Annotated in this window: 26 protein-coding genes; 17 read left to right on the forward strand and 9 right to left on the reverse strand. The window is 69.5% G+C overall.

Features of this window, described 5'->3' with window-relative positions:
- Nucleotides 1-82 precede the first annotated feature (82 nt).
- A complete protein-coding gene (alaC, locus tag AC07VX_RS11995) occupies nt 83-1,300 on the forward strand; it encodes an alanine transaminase (RefSeq protein WP_493164957.1) in 1,218 nt (405 codons plus the stop codon).
- Nucleotides 1,297-1,962 (forward strand): phosphoglycolate phosphatase, encoded by a 666-nt coding sequence (gph, locus tag AC07VX_RS12000; protein WP_493164958.1) that lies wholly within the window; start codon nt 1,297-1,299, stop codon nt 1,960-1,962. Before alaC ends, gph begins: the two co-directional genes overlap by 4 nt.
- On the opposite strand, the gene AC07VX_RS12005 is transcribed toward gph, so the two are convergent.
- Complete coding sequence (locus AC07VX_RS12005) at nt 1,937-2,542, reverse strand: chalcone isomerase family protein (RefSeq protein ID WP_493164959.1); 606 nt, start codon at nt 2,540-2,542, stop codon at nt 1,937-1,939. The two genes, gph and AC07VX_RS12005, sit on opposite strands and share 26 nt — an antisense overlap.
- A gap of 273 nt (nt 2,543-2,815) precedes the next feature.
- Here AC07VX_RS12005 and trpE point away from each other — a divergent pair, with 273 nt between their 5' ends.
- The 8 genes from trpE to AC07VX_RS12045 all read left to right on the forward strand — a co-directional run bounded on the left by trpE (nt 2,816) and on the right by AC07VX_RS12045 (nt 9,577).
- Nucleotides 2,816-4,303, forward strand: a complete 1,488-nt coding sequence (trpE, locus tag AC07VX_RS12010; RefSeq protein WP_493164960.1) for an anthranilate synthase component I — start codon at nt 2,816-2,818, stop codon at nt 4,301-4,303.
- Complete coding sequence (locus AC07VX_RS12015) at nt 4,304-4,888, forward strand: anthranilate synthase component II (protein ID WP_493164961.1); 585 nt, start codon at nt 4,304-4,306, stop codon at nt 4,886-4,888.
- On the forward strand, nt 4,885-5,937 hold the full coding sequence (ltaE, locus tag AC07VX_RS12020; protein WP_493164962.1) for a low-specificity L-threonine aldolase: 1,053 nt from the start codon (nt 4,885-4,887) through the stop codon (nt 5,935-5,937). Before AC07VX_RS12015 ends, ltaE begins: the two co-directional genes overlap by 4 nt.
- Before the next feature lies 1 nt (nt 5,938).
- Nucleotides 5,939-6,973, forward strand: a complete 1,035-nt coding sequence (gene trpD, locus AC07VX_RS12025) for an anthranilate phosphoribosyltransferase (protein WP_493164963.1) — start codon at nt 5,939-5,941, stop codon at nt 6,971-6,973.
- Entirely contained in the window at nt 6,973-7,764 is a 792-nt protein-coding gene (gene trpC, locus AC07VX_RS12030) for an indole-3-glycerol phosphate synthase TrpC (RefSeq protein WP_493164964.1), read from the forward strand. The genes trpD and trpC overlap by 1 nt, the downstream gene beginning before the upstream one ends.
- The gene (locus tag AC07VX_RS12035) at nt 7,761-8,465 is read left to right on the forward strand and encodes a uracil-DNA glycosylase (protein ID WP_493164965.1); all 705 of its coding nucleotides are present in this window, start codon (nt 7,761-7,763) and stop codon (nt 8,463-8,465) included. The genes trpC and AC07VX_RS12035 overlap by 4 nt, the downstream gene beginning before the upstream one ends.
- Before the next feature lie 67 nt (nt 8,466-8,532).
- Nucleotides 8,533-9,282, forward strand: coding sequence for a right-handed parallel beta-helix repeat-containing protein (locus tag AC07VX_RS12040; RefSeq protein ID WP_493164966.1), 750 nt, complete (start codon nt 8,533-8,535; stop codon nt 9,280-9,282).
- Between the two features lie 142 nt (nt 9,283-9,424).
- Nucleotides 9,425-9,577: a hypothetical protein gene (locus AC07VX_RS12045; RefSeq protein ID WP_493164967.1), complete on the forward strand. Its 153-nt coding sequence runs from the start codon at nt 9,425-9,427 to the stop codon at nt 9,575-9,577.
- A gap of 16 nt (nt 9,578-9,593) precedes the next feature.
- Here the strand turns inward: AC07VX_RS12045 and AC07VX_RS12050 are convergent, their stop codons facing one another.
- A complete protein-coding gene (locus tag AC07VX_RS12050) occupies nt 9,594-10,526 on the reverse strand; it encodes a LysR family transcriptional regulator (RefSeq protein ID WP_493164968.1) in 933 nt (310 codons plus the stop codon).
- Between the two features lie 83 nt (nt 10,527-10,609).
- Here AC07VX_RS12050 and AC07VX_RS12055 point away from each other — a divergent pair, with 83 nt between their 5' ends.
- The 4 genes from AC07VX_RS12055 to AC07VX_RS12070 all read left to right on the forward strand — a co-directional run bounded on the left by AC07VX_RS12055 (nt 10,610) and on the right by AC07VX_RS12070 (nt 17,364).
- Complete coding sequence (locus AC07VX_RS12055) at nt 10,610-11,395, forward strand: alpha/beta hydrolase (protein ID WP_493164969.1); 786 nt, start codon at nt 10,610-10,612, stop codon at nt 11,393-11,395.
- 30 nt (nt 11,396-11,425) lie between these two features.
- A complete protein-coding gene (locus AC07VX_RS12060; protein WP_493164970.1) occupies nt 11,426-12,628 on the forward strand; it encodes an efflux RND transporter periplasmic adaptor subunit in 1,203 nt (400 codons plus the stop codon).
- A gap of 108 nt (nt 12,629-12,736) precedes the next feature.
- Nucleotides 12,737-15,970: an efflux RND transporter permease subunit gene (locus AC07VX_RS12065; RefSeq protein WP_493164971.1), complete on the forward strand. Its 3,234-nt coding sequence runs from the start codon at nt 12,737-12,739 to the stop codon at nt 15,968-15,970.
- Between the two features lie 5 nt (nt 15,971-15,975).
- The gene (locus AC07VX_RS12070) at nt 15,976-17,364 is read left to right on the forward strand and encodes an efflux transporter outer membrane subunit (protein WP_493164972.1); all 1,389 of its coding nucleotides are present in this window, start codon (nt 15,976-15,978) and stop codon (nt 17,362-17,364) included.
- Here the strand turns inward: AC07VX_RS12070 and AC07VX_RS12075 are convergent.
- The 3 genes from AC07VX_RS12075 to AC07VX_RS12085 all read right to left on the reverse strand — a co-directional run bounded on the left by AC07VX_RS12075 (nt 17,345) and on the right by AC07VX_RS12085 (nt 19,002).
- Entirely contained in the window at nt 17,345-18,019 is a 675-nt protein-coding gene (locus tag AC07VX_RS12075) for a GNAT family N-acetyltransferase (protein WP_493164973.1), read from the reverse strand. The two genes, AC07VX_RS12070 and AC07VX_RS12075, sit on opposite strands and share 20 nt — an antisense overlap.
- On the reverse strand, nt 18,016-18,507 hold the full coding sequence (locus AC07VX_RS12080; RefSeq protein WP_493164974.1) for a MarR family winged helix-turn-helix transcriptional regulator: 492 nt from the start codon (nt 18,505-18,507) through the stop codon (nt 18,016-18,018). Before AC07VX_RS12080 ends, AC07VX_RS12075 begins: the two co-directional genes overlap by 4 nt.
- Nucleotides 18,508-18,627: 120 nt before the next feature.
- Nucleotides 18,628-19,002 (reverse strand): hypothetical protein, encoded by a 375-nt coding sequence (locus AC07VX_RS12085; protein WP_493164975.1) that lies wholly within the window; start codon nt 19,000-19,002, stop codon nt 18,628-18,630.
- On the opposite strand from AC07VX_RS12085, the gene AC07VX_RS12090 reads away from it, so the two are divergent.
- Nucleotides 19,001-19,561 carry a thymidine kinase gene (locus AC07VX_RS12090; RefSeq protein ID WP_493164976.1) on the forward strand — a complete coding sequence of 187 codons (561 nt, stop codon included), beginning with the start codon at nt 19,001-19,003 and terminating at the stop codon, nt 19,559-19,561. The two genes, AC07VX_RS12085 and AC07VX_RS12090, sit on opposite strands and share 2 nt — an antisense overlap.
- A gap of 84 nt (nt 19,562-19,645) precedes the next feature.
- Here AC07VX_RS12090 and AC07VX_RS12095 read toward each other — a convergent pair whose 3' ends face one another.
- Together AC07VX_RS12095 and AC07VX_RS12100 are read right to left on the reverse strand one after the other, a co-directional pair.
- Nucleotides 19,646-19,882, reverse strand: a complete 237-nt coding sequence (locus AC07VX_RS12095) for a hypothetical protein (RefSeq protein WP_056266878.1) — start codon at nt 19,880-19,882, stop codon at nt 19,646-19,648.
- Nucleotides 19,883-19,977: 95 nt separating this feature from the next.
- On the reverse strand, nt 19,978-20,739 hold the full coding sequence (locus tag AC07VX_RS12100; protein WP_493164977.1) for an enoyl-CoA hydratase/isomerase family protein: 762 nt from the start codon (nt 20,737-20,739) through the stop codon (nt 19,978-19,980).
- A gap of 120 nt (nt 20,740-20,859) precedes the next feature.
- On the opposite strand from AC07VX_RS12100, the gene AC07VX_RS12105 reads away from it, so the two are divergent.
- Entirely contained in the window at nt 20,860-22,509 is a 1,650-nt protein-coding gene (locus tag AC07VX_RS12105; RefSeq protein WP_493164978.1) for an alkaline phosphatase family protein, read from the forward strand.
- Here the strand turns inward: AC07VX_RS12105 and AC07VX_RS12110 are convergent.
- Nucleotides 22,499-23,143 (reverse strand): hypothetical protein, encoded by a 645-nt coding sequence (locus AC07VX_RS12110; RefSeq protein WP_495122011.1) that lies wholly within the window; start codon nt 23,141-23,143, stop codon nt 22,499-22,501. The two genes, AC07VX_RS12105 and AC07VX_RS12110, sit on opposite strands and share 11 nt — an antisense overlap.
- A gap of 23 nt (nt 23,144-23,166) precedes the next feature.
- Nucleotides 23,167-23,964 (reverse strand): head GIN domain-containing protein, encoded by a 798-nt coding sequence (locus tag AC07VX_RS12115; RefSeq protein WP_493164980.1) that lies wholly within the window; start codon nt 23,962-23,964, stop codon nt 23,167-23,169.
- Between the two features lie 128 nt (nt 23,965-24,092).
- Between AC07VX_RS12115 and ypfJ the strand changes: the two genes are divergently transcribed.
- Complete coding sequence (gene ypfJ, locus AC07VX_RS12120; protein WP_493164981.1) at nt 24,093-24,959, forward strand: KPN_02809 family neutral zinc metallopeptidase; 867 nt, start codon at nt 24,093-24,095, stop codon at nt 24,957-24,959.
- The last annotated feature ends 42 nt before the right edge of the window (nt 24,960-25,001 follow it).

The following is a 25,001-nucleotide window of genomic DNA, read 5'->3' on the forward strand; positions in this document are numbered from 1 at the left end:
GTCGTGCGCTAGAGTCAACCCTGGCGCGGCGCCACGCCGCCCACGTCGCTCGGACGGTTCCGGGCGCTCACGTGACACTGCCATGACCTCTTCCTCCGCTTCCGGTGGCAAGCGCCGCTTCGCGCGCATCGACCGCCTCCCTCCCTACGTCTTCAACATCACGGCCGAGCTCAAGCTCGCGGCCCGCCGGCGTGGCGAGGACATCATCGACATGAGCATGGGCAACCCCGACGGGGCCACGCCGGCGCACATCGTCGCCAAGCTCGCCGAGGTGGCCCAGCGCCCCGACACCCACGGCTACTCCGCCAGCAAGGGCATCCCGCGCCTGCGCCGCGCGATCTCGCACTGGTACCAGCGCCGCTACGGCGTGGCCATCGACCCCGACACCGAGGCCATCGTCACCATCGGCTCCAAGGAAGGCCTGGCCCACCTGATGCTGGCCACACTCGACCGCGGCGACACGGTGCTGGTGCCCGACCCCAGCTACCCCATCCACATCTACGGCGCGGTGATTGCCGGCGCCGACATCCGCGCCATCCCCGTCAGCAGCGAGGTCGACTTCTTCGCCGAGCTGGAGAAGACCATCCGCGGCAGCTACCCCAAGCCCAAGATGATGGTGTTCGGTTTCCCGTCCAACCCGACGGCGCAGTGCGTGGACATCGGCTTCTTCGAGCGCGTCGTGGCGCTGGCCAAGAAGCACGACATCCTCGTCGTGCACGACCTGGCCTACGCCGACATCGTCTTCGACGGGTATGAGGCCCCGTCCATCATGCAGGTGCCCGGCGCCAAGGACGTCGCAGTCGAGTTCTTCACGCTCAGCAAGAGCTACAACATGGCCGGCTGGCGCGTCGGCTTCATGGTCGGCAACCCCGACCTCGTCGCCGCTCTGGCCCGCATCAAGAGCTATCACGACTACGGCACCTTCACGCCGCTGCAGGTCGCGGCGATCGCCGCGCTGGAGGGCGACCAGCAATGCGTGAAGGACATCGCCGCCAGCTACCAGCGCCGCCGCGACGTCCTCTACAAAGGGCTCATCGAAGCCGGCTGGCAGGTCGACTGCCCCAAGGCCAGCATGTACATCTGGGCGCGCATCCCCGAGCCCTACCGCGAGCTGGGCTCGCTGGAGTTCGCGAAGCAGTTGCTGGAGAAGGCCAAGGTCTGCGTGTCGCCCGGCATCGGATTCGGCGACCACGGCGACGGCCATGTGCGCTTCGCGCTGATCGAGAACGAGTCGCGCATCCGCCAGGCGGTGCGCGGCATCAAGGCGATGTTCAAGGCGGATGGGGTGCTGAAGCCATGACGACGGCGCCTCAAGCCTGCATCATCGACCTCGACGGCACCCTGGTGGACACGCTCGGCGACTTCGTGGCCGTGCTGGACCTGACGCTGGCCGACCTGGGCCTGCCTGGCGTGAGCCGCGAATTCGTGGAGCACACCATCGGCCGCGGCGGCGAGAACCTTGTGCGCCAGACCCTGGCCCACGTCGGCGCCGAGCCGGGCCTCTTCGACCACGCCTGGAAGCTCTACCAACAGCACTACGCCGCGGTGAACGGCGCGCACGCCGCCGTCTACCCGGGAGTCGTCGAGGGGCTGGAGCAGCTGCATGCCGCCGGCCTGCCGCTGGCCGTGCTGACCAACAAGCCCGCCGCACCGGCGCGCGAGCTGCTCAGGCGCAAGGGGCTGGACCGCTATTTCCGCCACGTCTTCGGCGGCGACGACTTCCCGCGCAAGAAGCCCGACCCGCTGCCGCTGATCAAGACCTGCGAGGCGCTGGGCAAGCCGCCGTCAGCAACGTGGATGGTGGGCGACTCGCGCAACGACGCCGAGGCGGCGCGCGCGGCCGGCTGCCCGCTGGTGCTGGTGACCTATGGCTACAACCATGGCGAAGACATCCGCGCCGTGCCCGCCCTGCAGCACCTGGGGCGGCTGGACCAGATCAGGATCCGCGGCGCGACTTCTTGATGCCGAGCAGGGCGTCTTTCAGGCCGTCGTCGGCCGGCTTGTCGCCCAGCCAGATGCGCAGCAGCGCGGTGAAGAACTCGGGCTCCTTGATCGGCTCCGTCATCAGCGGCTTGCCGTTGAGCAGCAGCGTGGAGCCGATGCCGGGCACGAAGTCGACCGAGAAGCTGTCGCCGCTGTTGAGCTGCTTGCGGCTGGCGAAGACCTCGCTGAGCTTGAGCACGCCGTTGATGGACTTGACGAACTCCTCGCGCGGGGCGTTAGCCTCCATGCCCTTGGTGAAGAGCTTGCCCAACTCGTTGCCATCGATCTCGCGCAGCATCTGGATGTGAATGCGCTTGGGGCCGGGCGCCGTCAGCACCTCCTGGGTGGTGCCGGCCTTGTGCGTCAGGTAGAGCCCCGCCGTGTAGACCTTGACGACGAACTTGTAGCGGATGCCGGCGCCATTGAGCTGCAGCTTCTGGCCGGCCAGATCCATCGTGGTTTCGTACTTCACGTTGGCCACCTCGACCGTTTCGGCCCAGGCCCCCGCCCCCCCCAGACTGCCCATGGCCACCAGGGCCGCGACGATGAATGCGCGCATGTCTCGCTCCGTTGTCGTGCCGCGATGGCGGCATCTTCGTGAGCCGAAGTATGGCGCGACACGACGAAAACCCGGCTGATACACTGACCCGATCATGTTCATCACGCGGAAGTACATCACGGGGTCGAGCGACCGGGGAGCCTGGCCCTGGCGTCGCTGGTTCACTGCCGACTGATGCTGCTTGGCGCGCCCTGACGCGCTGTTTTCCGCGTTGCCCGTGCTCCATCGGGCTGCACGCCAAGCCCTGAAAACCGTCTTTTCAAGGTTTGAAACGTGATCACCGAACTCGAATTCCAGAGCCTCGCCGCCGAGGGCTACAACCGCATCCCGCTGATCAGCGAGGCCTTCGCGGATCTTGAAACCCCGCTGTCTCTCTACCTCAAGCTCTGCGCCGGCTCAGGCCATGGCCGCAACAGCTTCCTGCTGGAGTCCGTCGTCGGCGGCGAACGCTTCGGGCGCTACTCCTTCATCGGCCTGCCGGCGCGCACGCTGATCCGCGCCACCGGCCATCTCAGCGAAGTCGTCACCGACGGCGCCGTCGTCGAGACCCACGAAGGCAATCCGCTGGACTTCATCGCCGCCTACCAGGAGCGCATCAAGCCCAAGGTCCCCGCCGGCCTGCCACGCTTCTGCGGCGGCCTGGCGGGCTACTTCGGCTACGAGGCCGTGCGCGCCATCGAGAAGCGCCTGGACCGCGAGCACAAGGGCGAGGGCCTGGGCACGCCGGACATCGTGCTGCTGCTGTCCGAGGAAGTGGCCGTCATCGACAACCTCTCCGGCCGCCTCTACCTCATCGTCTGGGCCGACCCGCGCCAGCCCGAGGCCTTCTTCCGCGCCACCAAGAGGCTCTCGCAGCTGCGCGACAAGCTGACCTACTCCGTCAGCGTGCCACGCGTGCCGCGCAGCGAGGCCCACCCGGTTCACCGCGGTTTCGCCAAGGCCGACTACTTGGCCGCCGTCGCCAGGGCCAAGGAATACATCGCCGCCGGCGACCTGATGCAGGTGCAGGTTGGCCAGCGCATCTCCAAGCCCTACAAGGCCGAGCCCATCGCGCTGTACCGGGCACTGCGGGCGCTGAACCCCAGCCCCTACATGTACTTCTACGACCTGGGCGACTTCCAGATCGTCGGCGCCAGCCCCGAGATCCTCGTGCGTGAAGAGCACTCCGGCGACGGCAGCCGCAAGGTCACCATCCGTCCGCTGGCCGGCACCCGCCCGCGCGGCGCGACGCCAGAGCGCGACCTGGCGCTGGAAGCCGAGCTGCAGGCCGACCCCAAGGAACGCGCCGAGCACCTGATGCTGATCGACCTGGCGCGCAACGACATCGGCCGCATCGCCCGCACCGGCAGCGTCAAGGTGACGCAGGCCTTCGTCGTCGAGCGCTACTCCCACGTCATGCACATCGTCTCCAACGTTGAGGGTGTGCTGCGTCCCGAGGTCGGCCAGCTCGATGTGCTGAAGGCCACCTTCCCCGCCGGCACGCTGACCGGTGCGCCCAAGGTGCGCGCGATGGAGCTGATCGACGAGCTGGAGCCGGTGCAGCGCGGCATCTACGGCGGCGCCTGCGGCTACCTGAGCTTTGCCGGCGACATGGACCTGGCGATCGCCATCCGCACCGGCATCATCAAGAACGGCACCTTGTATGTGCAGGCGGCAGCCGGCGTTGTCGCGGATTCGATTCCGGAAATGGAATGGCAGGAAACAGAGGCCAAGGCGCGCGCCTTGCTCCGTGCGGCTGAACTCGTCGAGGAGGGCTTCTAAATGCTGTTGATGATCGACAACTACGACAGCTTCACCTTCAACCTCGTGCAGTACTTCGGCGAACTGGGCGCCGACGTGAAGGTGGTGCGCAACGACGAGATCACCGTCGCCGAGATGGCCGCGCTCAACCCCGACCACATCGTCTTCTCGCCCGGCCCCTGCACGCCCAACGAGGCGGGCGTCTGCGTGGAGGCCATCCAGCATTTCATCGGCAAGAAGCCGCTGCTGGGCGTGTGCCTGGGCCACCAGTCCATGGGCCAGGCACTGGGCGGCAAGATCGTGCGTGCGCAGCGCCAGATGCACGGCAAGGCCAGCACCATCACGACCGACCAGCGCGGCGTCTACACCGGCCTGCCCAAGGACTTCTCCGTCATCCGCTACCACTCGCTGGTCATCGAGGAGGCGAGCTGCCCGGCGGCGCTGGAGATCACCTCGCGCAGCGACGACGGCGAGATCATGGGCGTGCGCCACCGCGAGCTGGCCGGCACGGCCACGCCGATGGAGGGCGTGCAGTTCCACCCCGAATCCATCCTCAGCGAGCATGGCCACGCCATGCTGCGCAACTTCCTGGAGCTGCGGGCATGAGCGATTACGCCCCGTCCTCGGGAGGCGGTGGCGATGCCATCGTCGACCTGCGCAGCGACACCGTCACCCGGCCGACGCCGGCCATGCGCGAGGCCATCGCCCGCGCCCCCGTCGGCGACGACGTCTTCGGCGACGACCCAACCGTCAACGCGCTGCAGGAACGCGTCGCAGCGCTGCTGGGCAAGGAAGCGGCGCTGTTCATGAGCAGCGGCACGCAGAGCAATCTCTGCGGCCTGCTGGCGCACTGCGGGCGCGGCGACGAGTACATCGTCGGCCAGCTGGCCCACACCTACCGCTACGAGGGCGGCGGCGCGGCGGTGCTGGGCGGCATCCAGCCCCAGCCCGTCCCCAACCAGCCCGACGGCACGCTTGCGCTGGCCGACATCGCCGCCGCCATCAAGCCCGACGATCCGCACTTCGCGCGCACGCGGCTGCTGGCGCTGGAGAACACCTGGAGCGGCAATGTGCTGCCGGCCAGCTACGTGGCGGACGCCTGCGAGCTGGCCCATTCGCGCGGCCTCTTCACCCATCTGGACGGCGCCCGCCTCTTCAACGCCGCGGTGGCCTCCGGCCGCACCGTGGCCGACCTGGCACGCCACTTCGACTCGGTCTCCGTCTGCTTCAGCAAGGGGTTGGGCGCCCCCATCGGCTCCATGCTGGCGGGCACGCGCGAGCTCGTCCACCGCGCCCACCGCGTGCGCAAGATGGTGGGTGGCGGCCTGCGCCAGGTCGGCCTGCTGGCCGCCGCGGCCGACCATGCGCTGACCCATCACGTCGAGCGCCTGGCCGACGACCATGCACTGGCCCGGCGCCTGGCCGAAGGCCTGGCCGCGCTGCCCGGTGTCACGGTCACGCCACCGCAGACCAATATCGTCTTTGCTCAGGTCAGCGGCGGCCGCACGCCGGCGCTGCTGGAGCACCTGAAGTCGCGCGGCGTGCTGGCCACCGGCCTCATCGGCCTGCGCTTCGTGACGCATCTGGACGTCGATGCCGCCGGCATCGACCACGCCATCGCCTCCGCTCGCGAATTCTTCGACAAGAAGGCCTGATATGCCGATCACCGACACCGAAGCCCTGACCCGCGTCATCGAGCACCGCGAGATCTTCCACGACGAGATGCTGACGCTGATGCGCCGCATCATGGCCGGCGAGATGTCGCCCGTCATCGCCGCGGCCCTGATCACCGGCCTGCGCGTGAAGAAGGAAACCATCGGCGAGATCACCGCCGCCGCGCAGGTCATGCGCGAGCTCTCCAACAAGGTGCCGCTGGGCCCGCTGCCCCACCTCGTCGACGTCGTCGGCACCGGCGGCGACGGCGCGCACAGCTTCAACATCTCGACCTGCTCGATGTTCGTCGCCGCCGCGGCCGGCGCGCAGATCGCCAAGCACGGCAACCGCAGCGTCAGCAGCAAGACCGGCAGCGCCGACGTGCTGGAGGCGCTGGGCGCCAACATCCAGCTCACGCCGCGCCAGGTGGCCGCGAGCGTGGCCGAATGCGGCATCGGCTTCATGTTCGCGCCCAACCACCACCCGGCGATGAAGAACATCGCCCCGGTGCGACGCGAACTGGGCGTGCGCACCATCTTCAACATCCTGGGCCCGCTGACCAACCCGGCCGGCGCGCCCAACATCCTGATGGGCGTCTTCCACCCCGACCTCGTCGGCATCCAGGTGCGCGTGCTGCAGCGCCTGGGCGCCGAGCATGCCCTGGTCGTCTACGGCAAGGACGGCATGGACGAGATCTCCCTCGGCGCGACGACGCTGGTGGGCGAGCTGAAGGACGGTGCCATCCGCGAGTACGAAATCCACCCCGAGGACTTCGGCTTCCCGATGGCCAGCAACCGCAGCCTGAAGGTGGAAGGGCCCGAGCAGTCGCGCGAGATGCTGATCGGTGTGCTCGACGGCCAGACCGGCCCGGCGCGAGACATCGTGCTGCTGAACGCCGGCGCGACGCTGTACGCCGCCAACGTCGCAAGCAGCCTGCCCGACGGCATTGCCCGCGCCCGCCAGGCCCTGGACAGTGGCGCCGCGCGCGCCAAGCTGGACGCCTTCGTCAAGCAGACGCAGGAGCTGGGGAAGAGCTGATGGCCGATATCCTGAACCGCATCGTCGAGGTCAAGTGGGAAGAGGTCGCAGCGGCCAAGGTCAAGCGCTCCCTCGCCTCCCAGCGTGAGGAGGCCGAGGCCCGCCGCGGCGAGCAGCTCGGCTTCGAGCGCTCGCTGCGTGCCACCATCGCCGCCGGCCATGCCGGCGTCATCGCCGAGATCAAGAAGGCCAGCCCCAGCAAGGGTGTGCTGCGCGAGGACTTCCAGCCCGCGCTGATCGCCGAGAGCTATGCCCGCAACGGCGCGGCCTGCCTGAGCGTGCTGACCGACGAGCGCTTCTTCCAGGGCTCCATTGCCTATCTGCGCCAGGCCCGCGCCGCCTGCGAGCTGCCGGTGCTGCGCAAGGACTTCATGGTCGACGAGTACCAGGTCATGGAGGCCGGCGCGATGGGTGCGGACTGCATCCTGCTGATCGCCGCCTGCCTGGCCGACGCCCAGATGGCCGATCTCGAAGCCGCCGCCCACGCCATCGGGCTGGACGTGCTGGTGGAGGTGCACGACGGCGAGGAACTCGACCGCGCGCTAAGGCTGAAGACGCCGCTGGTGGGCATCAATAACCGCAACCTGCGCACCTTCGACGTGACGCTGGACACCACGCTCTCCCTGCTGTCGCGCGTGCCGGCCGACCGGCTGCTGGTCACGGAATCCGGCATCCTCGGCGCGACCGACGTGAAGCGCATGCGTGACGCCAACGTGCACGCCTTCCTCGTCGGCGAGGCCTTCATGCGCGCGCCCGACCCGGGAGCCGCACTGGCACACTTGTTCGGATGAACTTCCCGCTGCGCCTGCCCGACACCGACTGGCGGCCCGTCGTCGACGCCTGGGCCGCCAGCCCCGTGGGCCAGAAGCTGCTGGCCTACCTGGCCGAGCGCCACGCCGCGGGCGCCACCATCTACCCGCCCGAGCCGCTGCGTGCGCTGGCCCTGACGCCGCTGGCCAGCACCCGCGTCGTCATCCTGGGCCAGGACCCCTACCACGGCCCCGGCCAGGCCGAGGGCCTGTCCTTCAGCGTGCCCGAGGGCGTGCCCTTCCCGCCCAGCCTGCGCAACATCTTCAAGGAGATCGAGCGCGACCTCGGCAAGCCCTTCCCGCCCACCGGCAGCCTGGTGCGCTGGGCCGAGGGCGGCACGCTGCTGCTGAACGCCGTGCTGACCGTGGAAGCTGGCCAGGCCGCCAGCCACGCCAACCGGGGCTGGGAGCAACTGACCGACGCCCTCATCAAGGCCGCTGCCGAGGACCCGGCGCCCAAGGTCTTCATGCTCTGGGGCAGCTACGCCCAGGCCAAGGCACCGCTGATCGAGGCGGCCCGCCAGGGCCACCTCGTGCTGAAGGCCAACCACCCGTCGCCGCTGTCGGCCCTCAAGCCACCGCGGCCCTTCATCGGCTGCGGGCATTTCTCGACGGCCAAAGCCTGGCTGGAAGAGCGCGGGCGGGTCGCTCCGCGACGTGCAGACGGCGCCGACAACAAATGAAACCGACGCCGAAGCGGCGCTGAAACAGCGGCCACCAACACTGACGGTTTCCAACAAGGAGACCGTCATGCCCCGCCACCACCTGCTTCTCGCCGCACTGGCTCTCGCCGCCGGTACCACCCAAGCCCAGACGATGATCGGCACGCCCCGTGCCTACCCGATCGTCATCGACCAGCCGGGCCACTACCGCCTCGGCACCCAGCTGAACGTGCCAGCCCAGACGCACGGCATCAAGATCACCGCCTCCAACGTGGTGCTCGACCTGAACGGCTTCGCGATCAAGGGCGCCGGCTTCTGCGGCAGCTACTGCCCAGGCTCCGGCCAGGCCAGCGGCGTCTGGATCAACGGCGCCAACGTGACGGTGCGCAACGGCAGCATCAGCGGCTTCGACTACGCCGGCGTGTTCTTCCCCAACTTCCAGGTGGTGCTGGAAGACCTGACGCTGAACGACAACTACCAGGCCGGTGCCTACCGCCACAGCCCGCCCGCAAACGTCAAGACCGACACCATGCCCGCCGTCCTGCGCCGCGTGATGGCCGTGCGCAACGGGGTTGCCGGCGTCTACGGCTACGGCATGACCATCGAGAACAGCTCGCTGTCGCAGAACTTCGGCTCAGGCCTGTTCAGCCAGGGCGCCAACAACCTGTTCGAGAACGTGCTGTCCCACAACAAGCTTTACGGCTACGGCCACCTCGTCGGCAATGCGCCCCCGCCCGACACGATGCGAGCCAACGTGCTGCAGGGCAACAGCCAACCCACGGCCCAGTTCATGCCGCTGAGCCTGGGCGGCAACGTGGGAGGCACGACCGTCTTCTGACGGCGCCGATTGTTCCGCTCCCAGCAACTCGCCGTTCTATCCGGACGGCTTTTTCGCGCCGGGCTGAATATCTACAGTGACAACCTGTCGGCACACCCCATCCCCACCAAGAGGAGAAGGGCGCCGGCCAAGGAGAGTCACCATGAACACCCGATCCCTTTTCACGCTGATCACCGCCGCGACGGCTGTCACGGCGCTGGCGGCGGGCATGTTGCTGGCGATCAGCGCGCCGGTGCCTTCGGCCGAGGACTTCGGCCAGGCGGCCGCCGTCACGGCCAGCAGCGAGCCGGCCTGAGGCCGGCGACGGTTACTCAGTCGCTGCAGCGCAGCTTCACCCCGCCCATCGCCTCGCGGCCGATCAGCTCGACGACCCAGTCGACGAACACCCGCAGCTTGCTGCTGAGGTGCCGGTTGGGCGGGTAGACCACGTAGACGGGCACCGGGTCGGCGTCCCAGTCCTCCAGGATTCGCACCAGCCCGCCGCCGCGCAGCAGCGGCCCGGCCATGAAGCAGGTCACCTGCACCACGCCGAGGTGGGCCAGGCCGGCGTTCAGATAGGCGTTGGCATCGTTCACCGCGATGACGTGGTTGCCTACGATCTCGACCTTCTCCTCGCCGCGCTGGAAGGTGTCGGGCAGGACCTTGCCCGAGCGCGCCGAGAAGTAGCCCACCATGCGGTGCGGCGCCTCGCCCAGCTCGCGCGGGTGGGCCGGCGTGCCGTGGCGGCGCAGGTATTCCGGCGTGGCGCAGGTGATGAAGCGGAACTCGGCGATGCGCCGCGCCACCAGGCTCTGGTCGGTCAGCTCGCCGCCGCGGATCACGCAGTCGATGTTGTCGCTGATGAGATCCACCGTGCGGTCGCTGACGCCCAGCTCGATCTGGATGTCGGGGTACTTGGCGTAGAAGTCCGGCAGGTGGGGAATGATCATCTCGCGGCCCACCACGCCGGGCACGTCGATGCGGATGCGGCCGCGCGGCGTCACGCGCGCCTGGTTCATGCTGCCTTCCAGCTCTTCCAGGTCGGAGAGCAGCCGCATCGCCCGCTCGTAGTAGGCGGCGCCGTCGGGCGTGACGGTCACGCGCCGCGTTGTGCGGTTCAGCAGCTTGGTGCGCAGATGCGTTTCCAGCGTCTGGATCAGCCGCGTGACGGTGGCCTTGGGCAGGTCCAGCGAGTCGGCGGCCTTCGTGAAGGTGCCGGCCTCGACGACCCGGACGTAGGCTTGCATGGCTTGGAGGCGGTCCATGACTTCATTGTTCCACGCGAAGGAAAAGTGAGTCGCTTTCCGAGCCGTTTATCCCTAGGCCGTCAATCTCTATCTTTCGGTCCATGGACAAGATCGCCTCTCCTGCCACCTTGCGACTCGGCCCCGCGCCGGGCCTGGTGGCGCAGGTCTACTCGGCGCGACGCCCGCTGGACGGCGACCGCCGCGCGCTGCTGCTGTGGCTGCATGGCGGCAGCTTCAACAGCGGCTCGCTGGCGTCTGCCCAGGCGCGCAGCGAGATGCTGGCCGATGCCGGCGCCGACGTGGTGACGCTGGACTACCCGCTCGCCCCCGAACACCCCTTCCCCACCGGCCTGAGCGCCGCCTTCGAGGCCTTGCAGACCATCGCCGCCAGGCCTGCCAGGCTGACCGGCTCGACGCACACGGCGCTGTTCGTCGGCGGCGAGGAAGCCGGCGGCAACATCGCCGCGGCACTCGCCCTGATGGCCCGCGACCAGCACGCCCCCGCCCTCGCCGGCCAGCTGCTGATCTCGCCGATGCTGGACCCGCAGCTGGGCAGCGCCTCCATGCGCGAAGGCGAATGCGGCGGCTGCGAGTGCATCTACGCCCAGGGCTGGAAGGCCTACCTGGGCGACTGCATCCGCGCCGACCACCCCTACGCCACGCCGCTGAACGCCAGCCGCCTGTCGGGCCTGGCGCCCGCCCTGGTGCTGAGCCTGGCCGGCCACCCGCTGAACGACGAAGCCCGCCGCTATGCCGCCGCGCTGCGCGAGCACGGTGGCAGCGCCCGCGACCTAACGCTCACCGCCCTCGCGCCCGAACAGACGCTGAACCCCATCCACGAATTCCTGCGCGACGCGGCCCGCCGTGCGCTGTCGCTTCCTGCTTGAACCTTGCCTGTCCCTCGGAGAGAACTCGAAATGCCATCCACCCACCGCTTCAATCGCCGCCTCGGCCTCATCGCCGGTACCACCGCCCTCGTGGCCCTCGGTGCCGTCGGCCTGGGCCAGTTCGGCCAGCCGGCTCAAGCCAATTCCGGCCCCGCCGCGCCGCCGGCCACACCGGTCTCCGTCGCCCAGGTCGTCAGCCAGGACGTGGCGGCCTGGAACGAGTTCTCCGGCCGGCTCGAAGCCGTGGACCGCGTGGACGTGCGGGCCCGCGTGTCGGGCGCCGTGCAGGCCGTGCACTTCCGCGAGGGCAGCCTCGTGAAGGCCGGTGACCTGCTCGTCACCATCGACCCCGCGCCCTACCAGGCCGAGGTGGCCCGCATGGAAGCGCAGGTGACCGCCGCTCAGGCCCGCGTGACGTACACGCTCAGTGAAGCCCAGCGGGCCAAGGCCTTGCTGGAAGAGCGCGCCGTGGCCAAACGCGAGTTCGACGAGAAGGACAACGCCGCCCGCGAGGCCGCCGCCAACCTGCGCGCCGCCCAGGCCGCGCTGCAGACGGCGCAGCTCTCGCTGAGCTACACCCAGGTGCGCGCCCCGGTAGCAGGCCGCGTCGGCAAGATCGAGGTGACGGCCGGCAACCTCGTCGCCGCCGGTGCCGGTGCGCCGGTGCTGACGACGCTGGTCTCCGTCAGCCCCATCTACGCCAGCTTCGACGCCGACGAGAAAATCGTCAGCGGCGCTCTCGCGTCACTTCCGGTGGATCGCCGTGGCCTGGACCGCATTCCCGTCGAGATGGCCGCCGGCAGCGAGTCCCTCACCGGCCGCCTGCAGCTGGTGGACAACCAGGTGGATGCCAAGAGCGGCACGCTGCGCGTGCGCGCCGTGTTCGACAACAAGGACGGCCGGCTGATCCCGGGCCAGTTCGCCAAGCTGCGCATGGGCCAGGTGAAGAACGAGCCGGCCCTGCTCGTCAACGAGCGCGCCGTGGGAACCGACCAGGACAAGCGTTATGTCATCGTCGTCGGCCAGGGCAACCAGGCTGAGTGGCGGCCGGTGACGCTGGGCGCCAGCGTGAACGGACTGCGCGTCGTCACCAGCGGCCTCAAGGGCGGTGAGCGCATCGTCGTCGGCGGCGTGCAGCGGGTGCGGCCGGGTTCGGTGCTTGCGCCCAAGGACGTCGCGATGGACGCAAAACCTGAACTCGCGGCGCAGCAAGCCGCCGCGAAGACCTCCTGATCCAAGAAGCCTAAACCCCACCCGCGAGCGCTGTCTGCGGGCCGGCACCACCGGCCCGCGGGGGGCGTGCTGTTGCCTAAAACCGCAGCGCTCGCGCCAGGAGCCCCCATGAATCTCTCCAAATTCTTCATCGACCGCCCGATCTTCGCGGGCGTTCTGTCGCTGCTGATCTTCATCGGCGGCCTGCTGTCGATCCGCGCGCTGCCGATCTCGGAATACCCCGACGTCGTGCCGCCCTCGGTCGTCGTGCGCGCCCAGTACCCCGGTGCCAACCCCAAGGTCATCGCCGAAACCGTGGCGACGCCGCTGGAGGAAGCCATCAACGGCGTCGAGGACATGCTCTACATGAGCAGCCAGGCCACCACCGACGGCCTGATGACGCTGACCGTCAGCTTCAAGCTCGGCACCGACCCCGACAAGGCCCAGCAGCTGGTGCAGAACCGCGTCAGCCAGGCCGAGGCGCGGCTGCCCGAGGAGGTCAAGCGCCTGGGCGTGACGACGGTCAAGAGCAGCCCCGACCTGACCATGGTCGTGCACCTGACCTCGCCCAACGGCCGCTACGACATGACCTATCTGCGCAACTACGCGCTGCTCAACGTCAAGGACCGCCTCGCGCGCATACCCGGCGTGGGCCAGGTGCTGATGTTCGGCTCGGGCGACTACGCGATGCGCGTCTGGCTGGACCCGCAGAAGGTGGCCGAGCATGGCCTGTCGGCCAGCGACGTGGTGGCCGCCATCCGCGGTCAGAACGTGCAGGCCGCGGCCGGCGTCGTCGGCGCGTCGCCGGGCTTGGCGGGCGTGGACTTGCAGCTGTCCGTCAACGCGCAGGGTCGGCTGCAGTCGGTCGAGGAGTTCGGCGACATCATCGTGAAGACGGGCTCAGGCGGTGCCGTCACGCGGCTGCGTGACCTGGGCCGCGTCGAAATGGGCGCCAGCGAATATGCGCTGCGCTCGCTGCTGGACAACAAGTCCGCCGTCGCCGTGCCGATCTTCCAGGCCCCCGGCGGCAATGCGCTGGACATCTCGGCCAACGTGCGCGCCGCGATGGAAGACCTGAAGACGGCCATGCCCGAAGGCGTGGACTACACCATCGTCTACGACCCGACGCAGTTCGTGCGCGCCTCCATCGAGTCCGTCATCCACACGCTGCTGGAAGCCGTGGCCCTGGTGGTGCTGGTCGTCATCCTGTTCCTGCAGACCTGGCGCGCTTCCATCATCCCGCTGCTGGCCGTGCCGGTGTCCATCATCGGTACCTTCGCGGTCATGCACGGCTTCGGCTTCTCGATCAACGCGCTGAGCCTGTTCGGGCTGGTGCTGGCCATCGGCATCGTGGTGGACGACGCCATCGTCGTGGTGGAGAACGTGGAGCGCAACATCGCCGCCGGCCTCTCGCCGCGCGATGCCACCTACCAGGCGATGCGCGAGGTCTCGGGCCCCATCATCGCCATCGCGCTGACGCTGATCTCGGTCTTCGTGCCGCTGGCCTTCATCACCGGGCTGACCGGCCAGTTCTACAAGCAGTTCGCGTTGACCATCGCGATCTCGACGGTGATCTCGGCGATCAACTCGCTGACGCTGTCGCCCGCGCTGGCCGCGATGCTGCTGAAGGACCACCACGAACCCAAGGACGCCCTGACCCGCGGCATGGACCGGGTGCTGGGCCGCTTCTTCGGTGGCTTCAACAAGCTGTTCGCCAACGGCTCCAACAAGTACGGCGGCGGCGTGAAGGCGCTGATGTCGCGCAAGACGGTCATGATGGTCGTCTACCTGGCGCTGGTCGCGGCCACGGCCGGCCTGTTCAAGGCCGTGCCCGGCGGCTTCGTGCCGGGCCAGGACAAGCAGTACCTGATCGGTTTCGCCCAGCTGCCCGACGGCGCCACGCTGGACCGCACCGAGGACATCATCCGCCGCATGACCGACATCACGCTGAAGACGCCGGGGGTCGAGCACGCGGTGGCCTTCCCCGGCCTGTCGATCAACGGCTTCACCAACAGCTCCAGCTCGGGCATCGTGTTCGCGACGCTCAAGCCCTTCGACGAGCGCAAGACCAAGGACCTGTCCGCGGGCGCCATCGCCGGCAAGCTGAACGCGCAGTACGGCGCCATCGAGGACGCCTTCATCGTCATGTTCCCGCCGCCACCCGTGCAGGGTCTGGGCACGACGGGCGGCTTCAAGCTGCAGCTGCAGGACCGCGGCGGCCTCGGCTACGAGGCGTTGGACGGCGCGCTCAAGGCCTTCATGGCCAAGGCCTACAAGACGCCAGAGCTGGCCGGCCTGTTCTCCAGCTACCAGGTCAACGTGCCCCAGCTGTTCGCCGACCTCGACCGCACCCGCGCCCGCCAGCTCGGCGTGGCCGTGACGGACGTGTTCGACACGATGCAGATCTACCTGGGCAGCCTGTACGTCAACGACTTCAACAAGTTCGGCCGCACCTACTCGGTCCGCGTGCAGGCGGATGCCGCCTACCGCGCCCGGGCCGAGGACATCGGCGCGCTGAAGGTGCGCTCGTCGTCGGGCGAGATGGTGCCGCTGTCGGCGCTGATGAAGGTCACGCCAAGCTTCGGCCCCGAGCGCGCGCTGCGCTACAACGGCTTCCTGTCCGCCGACATCAACGGCGGCGCCGCGCCCGGCTTCTCGTCGGGCCAGGCCCAGGCCGCTGTCGAGCGCATCGCCGCCGAGACCCTGCCCCCGGGCATCGGCTACGAGTGGACCGACCTGACCTACCAGGAAAAGATCGCCGGCAACTCCGCCGCGTGGGTGTTCCCGCTGGCCATCCTGCTGGTGTTCCTGGTGCTGGCCGCGCAGTACGAGAGCCTGACCCTGCCCATCGCCATCCTGCTCATCGTGCCGATGGGTCTGCTGGCGGCGATGACGGGTGTGTGGCTCAGCCATGGCGACAACAACGTGTTCACGCAGATCGGCCTCATCGTGCTGGTGGGCCTGAGTGCGAAGAACGCCATCCTGATCGTCGAGTTCGCCCGCGAGCTGGAGTTCGCCGGCCGCACGCCGATGCAGGCGGCCTTGGAGGCGGCACGGCTGCGGCTGCGCCCCATCCTGATGACGTCGATGGCCTTCGTCATGGGCGTGCTGCCGCTGGTGCTCAGCGCCGGTGCCGGCGCCGAGATGCGCCAGGCCATGGGCATCGCGGTGTTCGCCGGAATGATCGGCGTGACGCTGTTCGGCCTGTTCCTGACGCCGCTGTTCTACGTCATCGTGCGCCGCATCACCGGCAACGCACCGCTGCGCCACCACGGTGGGCAGGTGGCCACGCCGATCGCTTCCGAACTCCCCACGCAGCACGTCGCGCCTATCGCAGACGCCCTGCCGCAACGAGGCAAGTGAACATCATGAAATTGAACCTGACCCCACTTTTCGCAGCACTGCTGCTGGCGGGCTGCGCCTCTAGCGGCAGCGTCGACCCAGCCCAGCTGCCGCGGGCGCCCGCTGTCTACAAAGCCGCTGGCGCGAACGGCACCACCACGCTGACCGCCAGCTGGTGGCAGCCGTTTGCCGACCCCGTGCTGGACGACCTTGTCGCCCGCGCCATGGCCGCCAACACCGGCGTGCAGGCCGCAGCCAGCCGGCTGGCGCAGGCGCGCGCCGCGCTGGGCTCGGCGCAGGCCGCGCGGCTGCCACAGCTGGGCCTGTCCGCGGGTGCCGGCCGCGCGGCCGACCCGGGCGCGCAAGGCATCACGCAGTACAGCGCCGGCCTGAACCTGGCCTACGAGCTGGACCTGGGCGGCCGCCTGCTGCACGAGCGCAATGCCGCCGCGCTGGACCTGCGGGCCCGCGAGCAGCTGCTGGCCGACGCCCGCCTGCTGGTGCAGGCCAACGTCGCCCGCGGCTACCTGGCGCTGCGCGCGCTGGACGCCGAGCGCGACATCGTGCAGGGCACCGTCGCGGCCTACGCCGAGACGCTGGCGCTGACCGAGAAGCGCGCCCGCGCCGGCGACGTCGCGGACCTGGACCTGGCCCGCGTGCGCGCCGAACTGGCCGCCAACGAGGCCGAGGCGCTGTCGCTGGACCGCCGTCGCATCGAGCTGGAAACGGCGCTGGCCGTGCTGCTGGGCGAGCCGGCCTCCGATTTCCGCCTGACGGCGACGAACTGGACGACCACCCTGCCCACGGTGCCGGCCGGCCTGCCCTCCGAGCTGCTGCAGCGCCGCCCCGACCTCGCCGCCGCGCGCAGCCAGCTCGAAGCGGCGCAAGCCCGCGTCGGCGAGGCGCGCGCCGCCTGGTGGCCCAGCTTGGCGCTGACGGCCCAGGGCGGCGGCGCGTCGAGCGAGCTGTCCAACCTGCTGAAGAGTGGCGCCAGCACCTGGGGCATCGGTCTGCTGGCGGCCCTGCCGATCTTCGATGGCGGCCGACGCGAGGCCGGCGTCAATGCCGCCAAGGCGCAGCTGGACGGCAGCTCAATCGCCTTCCGCGAGCAGTTCCTGCTGGCGCTGAAGGATGTGGAGGACCAGCTCGGCGCTCTGACGCTGTTGCAGCGACAGGGCGAGGCCAATGCCCGCGCCGTCAGCGCGGCCGGCCAGGCCCTGAAGCTGTCGGACACGCGCTACCGCAACGGTCTGGTCAGCCAGCTCGAACTGCTGGACGCGCGCCGCAGCGAGCTCGCCAACAAGCGCGCCGCCTTGCAGGTCCGCTCGGCCCAATACCAGGCCACGGTGGGCCTGATCCGGGCCTTGGGTGGCGGCTGGAGCGAGACAACGGCCGTCAAGGTGGCTGGCGTTTGAGGACGGCGATGTTCACCGCCGCACGTGTGACGAAGCCGAGGCTGTCGTAGAGCGCGATCGCGGCGGTATTCGTCGCCCAGGCGTGCAGGAAGGGCTGCTCGCCGCGGCGCTGAATGTCGGCCGTCACGGCCGCCGACAGCCGGCGCGCCAGCCCGCGGCCGCGGAAGTCGGGGTGGGTGCAGACGCCGCTGACCTCGACATGACCGGCAAAGCGCATGCGCTCGCCAGCCATCGCGGCGAGCCGCCCGTCGATGCGGATGCCGATGAAACGACCCATGGTGTGGGTGCGTGGCAGGAAAGGCCCAGGCTCGGTCAACGTCGCCAGGGCCAGCATCTCGGCAGCATCGGCATCGCTGAGCATTTCCAGGCTCTCATCGGCTTCAAGCGGGCGCGTTGCCACCATCTGCACGCCCAGCGCCTCCTTCACGGCCAGCAGACCCGGCGGCACGACGACAGGCGGCACCTGGGCCAGGAAGACGGCGTCATCGCCCGGCTGAACCAACGCAGCGAGCGCTGCCAGGCTGGCTGGACTCTCGTCGGGCGTCGCGGCAAAGCGATTGATGTCGCACTTGAAGCGCCGCGCGCGCTCGTCGCCGATGCCCCAGTGCGGCTGATGCTGCAGGCTGGCCCAGACGGGACGGTCGAGCCCGCTCATGACGGCACCCGCTGCATCAGCGGTGCTTCGATCAATGCATCTTCCAGCGCCGCAAGTTGGGCCAGCAGATCGCTTTCCAGCCCCGCGCAGGCCTGGGCAACGGCCGCCTCGATGGCGGGCCAGGCTTCGCGCCGAGAGCGCTCCACCAGCTTCTGCCCCTTGCCGCTGAGGGCGACGCGGCGCACGCGCCGGTCTGCTTCCGAGGCCTCGGAGCCGACCAGCCCTTCATGCTCCAGGCCTTTCAGCGAACGCGTAACGACCGGCTGGCTGACGCCCACCGCCTGACTCAGCTCGCCCACGCTCAGCGGCCCGAGCCGGTCCAGTGCCGCCAACAGCGGAAACCAGGCCGCCGGCTGCTCGAAGCCATGCGCGGCCAGCACCGCCTGCGTCTGGGCCTGCAGCATCTCGCCGATGCGCCTGAACCGCGTACCCAGGCTCAGATATCCCAGCTCCCTGACAACGTCCTCGACCACGACAACTCCCGTCATCCGATATGCATACCATGCTATACATTGACTGACGGCTTGTCCAGGGTGGACCTAAAACGGGAATTCAGGGGCGGCGGGACAGCGGCCGCGACGGACGCGGCCTTCTCGGGGAGGTGCCGGCTAGGGCAGGGTCTTGCAGTTGGGTTTGCAGACCACCTCGTTGCGGCCGAGCAGCCGGATGGACTGCAGGCTGGCCGGCGCGCGGTGCTTGCCGCACTTGAAGCAGGAGCGGGTATGGCCGCTGCCGAGGAAGGGCGAACCGCCCACTTTCGACTGGTAGCGCAAGCCATCCTGGCGGACCGCGGTGACGGTGTCTTTGCTCATTCTTCGGCACAGGTCGGGACGAAAGAAGAATTGACGCACGGCGAAGATGACAGCGCCATCTCGCAAGCCCTTGGTTGCTGACGAAAAGCCGTCAAACCACGGGCTTTCCCTGCCCCGATCCGCGGGATCGGCCAGCGAGGACAATGCCGGTCCGTTCGCAACGACCCACATGGCCAAGCTCTTCTTCCGCTACGCCGCGATGAATGCCGGCAAGTCCACCGCCCTGCTGCAGGTGGCCCACAACTACGAGGAACGCGGCCACCGCGTGCGCATCTTCACGGCCCGCCTGGATGACCGCTACGGCCGCGGCTTCGTCACCTCGAGACTGGGCCCGCAGCGCGAGGTGGAGCAGTTCGATGCCGACACCGACTTCCTGGCCCTGATCGGCGAAACCCCGGGCATTGCCTGCATCCTCGTCGACGAGGCCCAGTTCCTGACCAAGCGCCAGGTGCAGCAGTTGCACGAGATGGCCCATCTGCGCAACCTGCCGGCCATCTGCTACGGCCTGCGCACCGATTTCCAGGGCGAGCTCTTCCCCGGCTCGGCCACGCTGCTGGCCCTGGCCGACGAGATGGACGAGATGAAGACCATCTGCGACTGCGGGCGCAAGGCGACGATGAACATGCGGGTGGACGCCAGCAACCGCAAGGTCACCGAGGGCGCCCAGGTGGAGATCGGTGGCAATGCACGCTATCGCTCCGTCTGCGGCCGCTGCTTCCGCCAGGGCTGAAAACAAGAAGGCGCCACCATGGGATCGGACCCGTGGCGGCGCCTGGTCGTTCATGGCCCTCGCGCAAGGCGTGGGCCGCCAGCCTCACTTGGCTGCGATCTGGGCGTCGAGTTCCTTGCAGGACGGCGAGCAGACGGGCTGGGACTTGCCCAGCAGCTTCTTGGACTTGAGCATCGCGCGAGGGCGATGCTTGCCGCAGAGGAAGCACGACATCGTCGCTGCGCCGAAGGAGGAGGTTGCCGCGAAGGGCGAACCGGGGGCTTTGGAGCGGTAGCGCAGACCATCCGCTTCGATGGTGGTCTTGGTGGTTTCTTTGGCCACGCTGGTCCTGTCGAAGAGTGTTTAAAGGGGGGCGCCGGGCAGGCGTCGAGGCCCCGTATTTTCCACGATGTGGCGAAAGCCCCGGCCTAGGGCTTTCAACCCCCCTTGAATTGCGCCGGTCTTTTGCCCGCCCAGGCCGCCTGCCCCTCGACAAGATCGGCCGAATCGCGGGCACGAATGATGTCGGCGGCGAGCTGCGCCGCATCGAGCCGACCGGCCGCAATCGCGTTCAGATGCTGCTTCATCGGCAGCAGGGCCAGAGGCGCCATGCCGAGCAGTTCGCCCGTCAGGGCCTGCAGCGCCGCGTCAAGCGTGTCGACATCAGGCAGCAACTGGTCCAGGTAGCCACAGCCGAGCAGCGCCGAGGCATCCAACGTGCGCCCGGCCAGCAGCACCTGCTTGGCCGTCGCCAGGCCAAGCCGATCGACGAAGCGCTGCAGGCCGCCGGCATAGAAGTGCAGGCCGATGCGCGCCGCCGGCACGAACATCTCGACGGCCGGCGCACCGAGTCGGAAGTCGCAGGCCAGGGCCAGGTCGGCGGCCCCACCGTAGGCGCCGCCATGCAAGCGGGCGATGGTGATTGGACGGGCGACTTCCAGCGCGTCGGCCAGCTCGCCAAAACGCGCACCGGCGTCGATGGCGCCCAATGCGCCGAGGTCGAAGCCGCTGCAGAAGTGCCGGCCCTCGCCGGCCAGCACGAGCACACGCACCGCGTCGTTCGCGTTGACCTCGTCGAGCAGCCCGCGCAGCACGGCAAGGTCGTCCACGGCCAGGCGGTTGGCCTGGCGTGGCCGGCGCAACGTGATGCGCGCAACACCGCCGGCCACGTCCAGCAGGGGCGCCTGGCCGCTGCTCATGGGCGCGCGCAGCCGCCGTCGAGGGCGGCTGCGGGATGGAAGTGCTCTGGCTCGGTCATGGCTTTACAAACCGGACATTGTGACGACGTAAGCTCGCGCTCCCGCTGACACAAAAACGTCATGTTGCACACCCGCCGCCATCTGCTGGGCCTGGCCCTCGCCAGCCTCCTCGCCGCCTGCACGACGACCCCGCCGCCCGCCGCCGCGCCGCAGGCGCCCAAGCTGCTCGTCCTCGTCGCCATCGACGGCCTGCCGATGCGCCAGGTCACCGGCTACCGCGACCAGCTCGCACCCGATGGCTTCGCGCGCTTCCTGGACCACGGCCGCTGGTTCGCGGACGCCCACTACGGCCATGGCCACACGGTCACGGCCGCCGGCCATTCGGTCATGCTCAGCGGCGCCTACCCGCAGCGCAGCGGCATCATCAGCAACGAGTGGCGCAACCCGGCCACCGGCGAGCCGGTCTACAACACCGGCGACGCCGACTACCAGTACATCGACAGCCCCACGGCGCCGCTCTCCGGCACCAGCCCGCGCAACCTCAAGGTCGAGACGCTGGGCGACGTGCTGCGCACGCGCTCGCCGGCCTCCAAGGTCATCGGCATCTCCGGCAAGGACCGCGGCGCCATCCTGCCGGCCGGGCACAAGGGCACGGCCTATATGTACATGACGGAGACGGGCCGCTTCGCCTCCAGCACCTACTACATGGCCGCCCATCCGCAATGGGTGACCGACTTCAACGCCGCGAAGCCGGCGGACGCCTTCTTCAAGAAGACCTGGGTGCCGCTGCTTCCCGAAGCCGCCTATGCGCGATCCGTGCCCGATGGCCAGTCCTGGCAGATCGCCAGCGGCAACGGCAACCGGCTGCCGGCCGTCGTCGGCGACAAGATGGACGGGCCCGGCCCGCGCTTCTATGGCAATCTGCTGGCCTCGCCCTTCGGCGACGAGCTGACGCTGGCCTTCGCCCGCGCCGCCGTGCAGAACGAGAAGCTGGGCCAGCGCGGCGTGCAGGACATCCTGGCGGTCAGCCTGTCCAGTCACGACTACATCAACCACGCCTTCGGCCCCGAGTCGCGCCTGTCGCATGACCACACCCTGCACCTGGACCGCCATCTGCAGGCCTTCTTCCAGTTCCTGGACCGGCAGGTGGGGGCCGGCAACTACGTGCTCGCGCTGACGGCCGACCACGGCTTCACCGACACGCCGGAATGGGCCGCCACCCAGGGGCGCGACGCCGGCCGCTTCACCAACGGGCCGTCGCTGGCCGCCGTGAACGCCGCGCTGGCCGCCCGCTTCGGCGTGGACAAGCTGGCCTGGAACTTCTCGGCCTCGGGCCTGCTGCTCAACGAGAAGCTGGCCGCCGACAAGGGCCTGAACTTCGCCAACGTGCAGGCCACTGCCCGCGACGAGCTGCTGAAGCTGCCGGGCGTCGCCGCCGTCTTCACGCGCGAGCAGCTGCTCGGCAGCGACGCCGCGACGCCCTATCTGGAGGCCATGCGCAAGTCCTTCGACCCGACGCGCGCCGCTCAGCTGCAGATCGTGCTGAAGCCCCACTGGATCTTCAGCTACCGGGCCGGCGGCAGCACCCACGGCAGCCCGCACGACTACGACACCCATGTGCCCCTGCTGTTCTGGGGGCCGGGCTACGTCGGCCAGGGCGAGGTGATGGCGCGGGTGGAAGTGGCCGATCTGGCCCCGACGCTGGCCGCCATTGCCGGCCTGCCCGCGCCGGCCCAGGCCCAGGGCCGCGACCTGAAGCTCAGGCCCTGAGGAGCAGGGCTGCCGCCGTCTCGCCCCAGACGGCCTCGGTCAGCACCAGCACGCCGAGCCGGGCTCCGAGCGCGGCCGCCTGGGCCGGGCCGGTGGCCGGCAGCATGACGAGCAGGCGGCCGTCGTCCAGGCGCATGCAGCCGTCCTCGCCGCGGATGCGGGCCAGCAGCTCGACGGGGTCGGACCCGGGCGGCAACGTCGCGACCGACAGCGGCCAGGCACGCGGGTCGGCCAGCAAGGTCTGCAGCAGTTCGCGCCCCGCCTGGACCGACAGCAGCTGCCCCGTCAATGGCCGCGGCCCGGCCAGCGCGCTGATGTCCACGCCCGTCAATGCCAGGCCGCCATCTGCCGTGCGCTGCTCCACCCACCACAGCCGCCGGCCATCGCGCCAGGCCTGCTCGTAGCCGCGCTGGGCGATGCGGCTGCGCCGCTCGGGGGTGTCGGCCGGGCCGATGCCGACGCGGCGCGCCGCTTCCACCATCTCGGCCCAGGCCGGCAGCGCGTCGGCATCCAGGCCCCAGGCCTGGCGATAGGCCGCATTGGCACGCTGCAGACGGTCGTCCGCATCGAACAGGGCCAGCAGCAGCGGGCCGGCCGTCAGCGTCTGCCACCAGAGGTCGTCTTGGTTCACCACGGCCCGATTCTGGGCCGCCGGGCTCACCGGCGATGGATCTCGCCCGAACCGCTGACGCTTTGGCGCAACTGCGGCCGGCCGGCGTAGCTGAGGTCGCCGGAGCCGCTCAGTTGCGCATCCAGCTGTTCCGTCACGCCCAGGGCCACGTCGCCCGAGCCGTGGATATTGACCTTGGCCACACGCCCGGCCAGGGCGCGCGCATCGACATCGCCCGAGCCGCTGACAGTCCAGCTCTGCTGGTCGGCCCGGCCGGCCAGGCGCACGTCGCCCGAGCCGCTGAGGCTGACGTTCAGGTCCTTCAGCTCGACGAGACCGAACTGAACATCGCCCGAACCGACGACGTTCAGGCCCAGGCTGTCGGCCTTGAAGGTGTCGACGCTCAAGTCGCCCGAGCCGTGGATGGCGATGGCCTGCAGCGCGCGGGCGCTGATGCGCACCGTCGGCGCCGAGCGCGTCGTGAAGCCGGCGTCGCGCTTCATGCGGATGACGAGGGCGTCGCCCTCGACCACCGTCTCGACCAGGGGTTCGATGTTGTCGTCGGCGACGACGGTGGCCTGGTCGCTGCCGGCCTGGGCCAGCTTCACGTCGAAGGGGCCGTCGATGCGCAGCTTGCTGAAGGCCGCCAGGGTGCGCTGCTTCTCGACCTTGACGCCCGAGCCGCGCACGCGGTTCCTGCTGCTGCCGTAGTCCATCGGACCGCTGAAATGTGCCGACCAGCCGTCGGACTCCTTCTTGATGCGCAGATGCCAGTCGTTGTCGCCGGCAAAGGCGGCAGAGGTGGCGAAGGCGGCGGCAAGGGTCAGCAGGGCGAGGCGCTTCATGGCGGGCTCCCGGTTCGTCGATGGGGCGGCAGTGTGGCCAGCGACAACCTCTTGCACCCGCGGCAGGCGATGGACTGCGCTTTTGCGGTCATGGGCCGTAGGATGGGCCGACCAGCAGGAGAACCAGCATGAAGTGGGAAGGTCAGCGCGAGAGTGACAACGTCGAAGACGCGCGGGACGGCGGCGGCCGGGGCCTGCCGATCGGAGGGCGTGGCCTCGGCCTGGGCGGCATCGTCGTCGCGCTGCTGGCCTCCTGGGTGCTGGGCGTGAACCCGCTGACGATGCTGGGCCTGTTGAGCGGCGGTGGCGGCGGCGCGCCGGTTCAGACGCAGGCCGGCGACTCCCATGCGCAGGATCCCGCCTACCGCTTCGTCAAGGTCGTGCTGGCCGACACCGAGGATGTCTGGGGCGCCTACCTTCAGCGCAGCGGCCAGCAGTACCCCGCGCCCAGGCTGCGCGTCTTCCGCGGCAGCGAGCCCACCGCCTGCGGCACCGGCGAGGCGGCCATGGGCCCCTTCTACTGCCCGGCCGACCGCAAGGTCTACATCGACCTGGGCTTCTACGACACGCTGCGCCAGCGCCTGGGTGCGCCTGGGGACTTCGCCCAGGCCTACGTCATCGCCCACGAGGTCGGCCACCATCTGCAGAACCTGATGGGCACGACGGCCAAGATGGATCAGGCCCGCGGGCGGGTCTCCGAACGGGAGATGAATGCCATGAGCGTCAGGCTGGAACTGCAGGCCGACTGTTTCGCGGGCGTCTGGGCCACTCTGTCGCAGCGCGGCAAGGGCTGGCTGGAGCAGGGCGACGTCGAGGAAGCGCTGAACGCCGCGTCCCAGATCGGCGACGACACGCTGCAGAAGCGCTCGCGCGGCAGTGTCGTGCCGGAGAGCTTCACCCACGGCAGCAGCGCCCAGCGGGTGCGATGGTTCAAGCGGGGCTTGGAGGCCGGCGAGCTGAAGGCCTGCGACACGTTCGGCACTGCGTCGCTCTGAGGGAGGTTGCCGCCCCGGGGGCGGCACCGGAATCCGGCGGTC

The sequence above is a fragment of the Roseateles sp. GW821-FHT03B02 genome (assembly GCF_059421025.1).

Excerpts from the sequence above, each read along its gene's own strand:
- AC07VX_RS12015 (WP_493164961.1), top strand. The coding sequence starts at position 4,304 with ATGCTGTTGATGATCGACAACTACGACAGCTTCACCTTCAACCTCGTG.
- AC07VX_RS12040 (WP_493164966.1), top strand. The coding sequence starts at position 8,533 with ATGCCCCGCCACCACCTGCTTCTCGCCGCACTGGCTCTCGCCGCCGGT.
- AC07VX_RS12090 (WP_493164976.1), top strand. The coding sequence starts at position 19,001 with ATGGCCAAGCTCTTCTTCCGCTACGCCGCGATGAATGCCGGCAAGTCC.
- AC07VX_RS12115 (WP_493164980.1), bottom strand. The coding sequence starts at position 23,964 with ATGAAGCGCCTCGCCCTGCTGACCCTTGCCGCCGCCTTCGCCACCTCT.
- AC07VX_RS12050 (WP_493164968.1), bottom strand. The coding sequence starts at position 10,526 with ATGGACCGCCTCCAAGCCATGCAAGCCTACGTCCGGGTCGTCGAGGCC.
- AC07VX_RS12075 (WP_493164973.1), bottom strand. The coding sequence starts at position 18,019 with ATGAGCGGGCTCGACCGTCCCGTCTGGGCCAGCCTGCAGCATCAGCCG.
- AC07VX_RS12080 (WP_493164974.1), bottom strand. The coding sequence starts at position 18,507 with ATGACGGGAGTTGTCGTGGTCGAGGACGTTGTCAGGGAGCTGGGATAT.
- trpC (WP_493164964.1), top strand. The coding sequence starts at position 6,973 with ATGGCCGATATCCTGAACCGCATCGTCGAGGTCAAGTGGGAAGAGGTC.
- AC07VX_RS12055 (WP_493164969.1), top strand. The coding sequence starts at position 10,610 with ATGGACAAGATCGCCTCTCCTGCCACCTTGCGACTCGGCCCCGCGCCG.
- trpD (WP_493164963.1), top strand. The coding sequence starts at position 5,939 with ATGCCGATCACCGACACCGAAGCCCTGACCCGCGTCATCGAGCACCGC.
- gph (WP_493164958.1), top strand. The coding sequence starts at position 1,297 with ATGACGACGGCGCCTCAAGCCTGCATCATCGACCTCGACGGCACCCTG.
- alaC (WP_493164957.1), top strand. The coding sequence starts at position 83 with ATGACCTCTTCCTCCGCTTCCGGTGGCAAGCGCCGCTTCGCGCGCATC.
- ypfJ (WP_493164981.1), top strand. The coding sequence starts at position 24,093 with ATGAAGTGGGAAGGTCAGCGCGAGAGTGACAACGTCGAAGACGCGCGG.
- AC07VX_RS12105 (WP_493164978.1), top strand. The coding sequence starts at position 20,860 with ATGTTGCACACCCGCCGCCATCTGCTGGGCCTGGCCCTCGCCAGCCTC.
- AC07VX_RS12085 (WP_493164975.1), bottom strand. The coding sequence starts at position 19,002 with ATGTGGGTCGTTGCGAACGGACCGGCATTGTCCTCGCTGGCCGATCCC.
- ltaE (WP_493164962.1), top strand. The coding sequence starts at position 4,885 with ATGAGCGATTACGCCCCGTCCTCGGGAGGCGGTGGCGATGCCATCGTC.
- AC07VX_RS12070 (WP_493164972.1), top strand. The coding sequence starts at position 15,976 with ATGAAATTGAACCTGACCCCACTTTTCGCAGCACTGCTGCTGGCGGGC.
- AC07VX_RS12005 (WP_493164959.1), bottom strand. The coding sequence starts at position 2,542 with ATGCGCGCATTCATCGTCGCGGCCCTGGTGGCCATGGGCAGTCTGGGG.
- AC07VX_RS12060 (WP_493164970.1), top strand. The coding sequence starts at position 11,426 with ATGCCATCCACCCACCGCTTCAATCGCCGCCTCGGCCTCATCGCCGGT.
- AC07VX_RS12045 (WP_493164967.1), top strand. The coding sequence starts at position 9,425 with ATGAACACCCGATCCCTTTTCACGCTGATCACCGCCGCGACGGCTGTC.
- AC07VX_RS12035 (WP_493164965.1), top strand. The coding sequence starts at position 7,761 with ATGAACTTCCCGCTGCGCCTGCCCGACACCGACTGGCGGCCCGTCGTC.
- AC07VX_RS12100 (WP_493164977.1), bottom strand. The coding sequence starts at position 20,739 with ATGAGCAGCGGCCAGGCGCCCCTGCTGGACGTGGCCGGCGGTGTTGCG.
- AC07VX_RS12065 (WP_493164971.1), top strand. The coding sequence starts at position 12,737 with ATGAATCTCTCCAAATTCTTCATCGACCGCCCGATCTTCGCGGGCGTT.